The sequence below is a fragment of the Flavobacterium sp. genome (genome assembly GCF_044368625.1).
GTDB lineage: Bacteria > Bacteroidota > Bacteroidia > Flavobacteriales > Flavobacteriaceae > Flavobacterium.
This window is the reverse complement of sequence record NZ_JBIPPD010000213.1, coordinates 1-5,546: the sequence shown is the minus strand read 5'-3', so window position 1 is coordinate 5,546 and position 5,546 is coordinate 1. Positions and strand designations below refer to the sequence as shown.

The window sequence follows — 5,546 nt, the reverse complement described above, 5'->3', positions numbered from 1 at the left end:
CTTTTCAAATTATTTAAATGATAAATATGATAATATAATTTCACAAGAAAATTTTTCTAGAAACCATTTTGGTAAGTGGGAAAGATTTACAGTTGAAAAAGATTTGCCGAGATTGAATGAGTTATTTCATTTATTCCCTACATCTTATAGTTTCCAAAAAAATCAGTAATTAAGTGCATAATTAAATAAAATACAAATGAAAATTTTTAATGTTATTTTTTTGAGTGAAGCTTTGAGTATTCCAGAATTTCTACTTTTTATGGTAGGTTTTGTCATCGTAATGTCAATTGTATTTACTTTAATTTCTGTAGGAGCAGAAAAATCTAAAGAAGTTACTCAAAATATAAAACAAAAAATTGAGAAGAAAAAACAAGAAAATTCATTGAATGAAAATATTAAAATGAATATGCGAGAGTATCAAGAATCTAAAAACAGTTATCAATATTTTTCGGATATCAACCTTTTAAATATTTATGAACAATTTGAAAACGGTACTAAAAACTCAAATATGGAACAGTTAGCATTGGAAGAAGAGTTAGTCAAAAGAAAATTGCTTAGCCATTCACCTATGCACGAAAAACTATATGCAATTAATAAACATTTTTTTAAATAAAAACACTACTGCCAACACAGGTTTTGCAAGATTGCGGGTTTTAGGCTTAATTTAAAGTTGGTTTTGTATCTTTGAGTTTAGTGTTTAACCGAAAGTTTAGGCTAATTTAGTCCGCAACCTCGCAAAGCCTGGGAACGTTGGCAGAAAATTTTGACCAGCGTTCGAGCTAAAATGAAACTTCTCGAAAACTGAAAATCTAAAATTCTTTTGCTGACGGTCGGAAAAGCCGAAACAGCGACTAAAAATAATCTGAAAGTAGGTAATTTTAAACTTTAAAAAAATGAAAAAAGTTACAACAATTTTATTATTGCTTTTTGCATTATTAATTAATGCACAAACGACATACATTCCTATGCCAAATGGTTATGGAATATATGATCCAAATGGTTTTGTAAATGGAGCCTGCAATCCTATGTTTAAATACAATGAGTTTTTATATTGTAAAGCTTTTGTACCAACGGGTGTTTCTGGCTTTGCAGGTACAATTTTTAAAGTAAATATGACTACCAACGAAGTAACAACCATTACAGGTGACCCTTTAACCTGGGATTATGATTTACAAAGTTTAGGAAATGTACAAGTTTATAATGGAGAAATATTTTTTAAAGGTTGGCAAACTAAAATTTATAAATTAAATCCAATTAATAATACAGTTACACATCTTACGAATTTAGATTATGATTTTATTCCTTTTGATGGCAAACTAATTACCGCAGGTAACTCAACAAGTTATTTCTATGATTTGAATAATGGCAATATTACTAATCCTTCAAAAACAGATATTAATAATAATCCTATTGATTATTATAATTTTAGCACATTATTTAATATTAATAATTCGATTTATGCATCAGGTTCTTTTTGGTCTAATCAAACTCCAGCAAACAAAATTTTTAAAATAGAATCTGGTCAAATTTCAAATTTTTCAATAATCTATTCGGATCCTTATGCTTATTTGACAGGATTAGAAAATATCACTGGTAAACCATTATTAATAAACAACCATTTATTGTATAGAAGTTCGAATTCAACAAACGATCTCTCAATTTTATCATTAGACTTGAATGATAACTCTGTATCAACAATATTTTCTTGGAACTCAGTTACTGATAATTATCAAGGTTATTATATTCTAAATAACAGTATCTATTTCCAAAAAAACAATATCACTTATCAATCTAATGGTAGTGCAGTAGCAATTGCGACAAATCTACCGATGATTTTTAATTCAGAATTCATTTCTAGTCCATATTGCTCAATATATGGTGGTTGTAGAGAAAATACGATTTCTGTAAATAACAAAGTTTTTGGCAATAAATACTTAATAAACCCAAATACCAATATAGCTTATTGGGAAGTGTGGAAAAGTGATGGAAATTTAAGTGGAACTTCAATAATAAGTAATCAACGTTTAGATTATGGTATCGCTTTAAATAATAAATTGTATTTTCAAGATGTATCAGATTATTATCATTCAACAATAACGACTTATGATGATGCAACAAATCAATTTTCTACTGTATTCTCATTTCCAAATAATTATGGTAATTTTGCATCTCCACTTTTTGGAAATAACAACAATATTTTCTTTACTACTATGAGTAGTGGCTTTTCTCAACCAGGTTTATATAAATTAGATTTGTCAACGCTCTCTACAACAGAAGTAAAGTCACAACAATACGGTATTACTGTTTTTCCAAACCCAACAAACAATTATATCACAATCCAAAGCAATGAAAACACAACAGAAAAATTTGATTATAAAATTGTAGATTTAACAGGTAGAATAGTAAAAAATGGAAACTCTAAATTTAACGAACAAATAAATATTGAGAGTTTAACAAGTGGAAATTATATAATCCAAATTGAAACTGAAAACGGCGAAAAGTTTACTGAAAAACTGATAAAAAATTAAATCTTCTGCCAACAAGCGTTTTGCAAGATTGCGGAGTAAGTGCTTTTTTAGAAGCATTTGTGCTTAATTAAAGTTTAGGAATTTTTAGAAACTTTAGTGCTAAAATCCCGCAACCTCGCAAAGCGCTGGGACGTTATATGCCATTAAAACTAAATATTTATGAATGAATTAATTGAAATTTGGAATGACTATATCTTTGCTAGACAGCAACTGATGGACAATCAAATTATAAGAACATTCAATAATCCGATAGAGGATTTTTCAGAATGGTTAGTAGCAAATTGTCTAAACGGACATTTAGCTATAAATGTAAATCAAAGAGATTATGACGTCCAAACAGAGGATAAATACATTCAAGTTAAATCGATAGCCAAGGCTCCTCACAACAATAATGGATATATTGTAACTCAAAATGATAGAGAAAATGCGCTTGCGACACATTATGCATTTGTGTTTTTTGATAATTATATACCAACTGCCATTTACATTGTTAATGTAGATTATGTGCGTGATTTTCCAAGATCTCAAATAAAGAGAGTAAATTTAATTGAGGTATGTGTTGAAATTAATTTAATTGCTGAAATATCTGTCAATGAACAACAACAAGAAAACGGCATATAACAGCACCTACAAGAAATTGGCGGTTCAGTGGTTAAATGAAGCTTTGTGCTTCGTATCAAGTTCAGTGGTGGTAGACAGTTTTCGTCTCCGAAATCGCCAACTTCTTGTAGCTGCAAAACGTTATCACTCAGCTTGGTTGGAACGGCTAAAAATACTCGGATTGCTTTTTATAAATTCGAGTGCTTTTTTACACGCCTCATTTGGAGTTGGTGCATTAGTTTGTTTTTCATTTGAAAAATCAACTGGATTTCGCCAAGTAATTGCCCAATATTTAAAAGATTGTGAGTAATCTAAAAATACATAAGGAAAACCAGCGGATTTGTAATTGTAATTTACAATTTCGATAAGCATTTCATCTGTTGTCATATTTTTTGGAATAAAAAGCCGAAGTGATAACAGCAATTTGCATCAATGCCTTTGGCTTGGTTATTAATTTAAAGTTTTGTTTTTCTTTGTTATGTTCGGTCATAAACCGAAAGATTAGTTTTTATTTGCAAAGGCACTAATGCAAGTTGCAAAACGTTGGTAGCAAGACTGACGCACGAGAATATACAAGATGAAAAATATGAATAATTTTTTTGAACTTAGTTGTTTCACTATATAAATCAAATCATTATGAAAAAAATTTTACTATTACTCATTTTTGCAGCCTTTAGTGGTTATGCTCAACAATCATTTGACCAAGTCAAAAGTTTAACTAAGGAAAAAAAAGCTGATTTACGATCGAAAATTAATTTAATAGAAACAGGAAATGTTTTTGGAGGAGTTAATTATGAAGACAAAAAAATTATAACTGATTTAAAATTATTTCTGGATAATCCTTTTGATACTAGAATATCAAATTTTTCATTACCCGGAGCCTTAGAGAAATTGGAGGAAATTGCCAAAAAAGTAATAGTGTTGGAAAGTTCGCCAAATATCATAGGGGGTAATGGAAATAAATCAACTGTAGCAATTAAACCTGAATTTAAAGATACAGCTATGGAAGCATTAACTAAATTACCATCAGTTGCACCTAGTGGTTATGCAGCAAGTACTCAAATTATTAATGCACTTTCTCAATTTTTAGTAGATAGAACAAAACAAGAACTTACATTAACCTTTTATCAAAATTTCAAAGATAAACTTGATGGGGCTGTAACTATCGATTTAGGAAATGGAAGTTTTTTGACAATTAAATTAAAAGATGTATTCAAAAATACCTATCGCCTCTTTGAAAGTAAGAATTATTTTGATTCTCCATCTTTGGGAGAAATTTGGATACTTGCCTTTAAAAAAGATTTGATAGAATTACCCATTGCAATTAAAGAAGTTATTCTACGTAATGAACAGCTAGCAAATACAGAAATGGTACATTTTGCGATTATTTCTTATGATGCTATAAATAAAATAAAGAAAGGGGAACACCCAATCAATATTATAGATGAATTGAATGATTCATATTACACTAATGATAAAAGTAAATTTGACATAGATCAAATTATTGGACTACTACAGCTTTTCTCTGAAAATTTGGCTACAGATGAAATTAAAGAAGGATATAAAGAAATTAAATGGATAAATTCTGCTAATCTAAAATCATTGGAAGAAGATCAAAGAAAATATCTTGTAGGATTAATTTATCAAAAAGGGAGAGATAATGGGTTGTTTAAAAAGCCATTTTTAGAAGACAGTCAAACTTCTATTGAAGCATATATTAACAAAGATAATTATGATTTGTTATATGCACTAATAAAAAGAACACTTAATAATTATAATATTGTAAGTCAACAACTGGCAGACTTAAAGCAAAATAAAAACGGAGATGAAAATAAACTAAAAGATTACGCAAACTTCATTAATACTTTCTATGGTTTATTTGATGAAACTATTGAAAACTATTATTTGTTAACCAATAATACTCAATACTATCAATCAAAATACTATACTAAATGCAAACCTATTTTTAATAATGTTATTAATATTAATAATGCTATTGTTAATTCTCAATATGCGGAATGTTTCCTTTTGACAAATCAATTTTTAGCTCATTTATTTCCTCAAATTGCAGAAGATAGTGAAGTCTATAAAAAGTTTAATTTTTATGGTAACTTTATGGTTGATGTTATCAATACTTCAGAAAATAATGGTAATTTAAAATCAGTAATAGAAAAATATGCTATGCCTGTTTGTTCTTATAGAATAAAACGGACAGTTAAATCAAGTTGGGATGTGAGTGCATATCCAGGTTTGTATTTAGCTTATGAATTTTCAGACAGCAATAGTTTTAGTTAGTCATTCCTTAAATATGTTATAACAATCTGTCTGTTAATAACTTGTATATAAAAATAGTAATAAAAAGCGAAGTTAAATTGCCAAAAAGAGTATATTTAGGTAAAAAAAAGTGGCAATATGTTA

Annotated in this window: 5 protein-coding genes; 4 read left to right on the top strand and 1 reads right to left on the bottom strand. The window is 28.5% G+C overall.

Annotation, left to right across the window (positions count from 1 at the left end; genetic code table 11):
- Positions 1–196: 196 nt before the first annotated feature.
- The 3 genes from ACIQ2X_RS13325 (at position 197) to ACIQ2X_RS13315 (ending at position 3,149) form a co-directional block, all read left to right on the top strand.
- A complete protein-coding gene (locus tag ACIQ2X_RS13325) occupies positions 197–613 on the top strand; it encodes a hypothetical protein (RefSeq protein ID WP_396179423.1) in 417 nt (138 codons plus the stop codon).
- A 280-nt stretch (positions 614–893) separates the two neighbouring features.
- Positions 894–2,528 carry a T9SS type A sorting domain-containing protein gene (locus ACIQ2X_RS13320; protein ID WP_396179422.1) on the top strand — a complete coding sequence of 545 codons (1,635 nt, stop codon included), beginning with the start codon at positions 894–896 and terminating at the stop codon, positions 2,526–2,528.
- A gap of 159 nt (positions 2,529–2,687) precedes the next feature.
- Complete coding sequence (locus ACIQ2X_RS13315; protein WP_396179421.1) at positions 2,688–3,149, top strand: hypothetical protein; 462 nt, start codon at positions 2,688–2,690, stop codon at positions 3,147–3,149.
- Between the two features lie 123 nt (positions 3,150–3,272).
- On the opposite strand, the gene ACIQ2X_RS13310 is transcribed toward ACIQ2X_RS13315, so the two are convergent.
- Positions 3,273–3,515 carry a hypothetical protein gene (locus ACIQ2X_RS13310; protein ID WP_396179420.1) on the bottom strand — a complete coding sequence of 81 codons (243 nt, stop codon included), beginning with the start codon at positions 3,513–3,515 and terminating at the stop codon, positions 3,273–3,275.
- Between the two features lie 249 nt (positions 3,516–3,764).
- On the opposite strand from ACIQ2X_RS13310, the gene ACIQ2X_RS13305 reads away from it, so the two are divergent.
- The gene (locus ACIQ2X_RS13305; RefSeq protein ID WP_396179419.1) at positions 3,765–5,423 is read left to right on the top strand and encodes a hypothetical protein; all 1,659 of its coding nucleotides are present in this window, start codon (positions 3,765–3,767) and stop codon (positions 5,421–5,423) included.
- Positions 5,424–5,546: the final 123 nt, after the last annotated feature.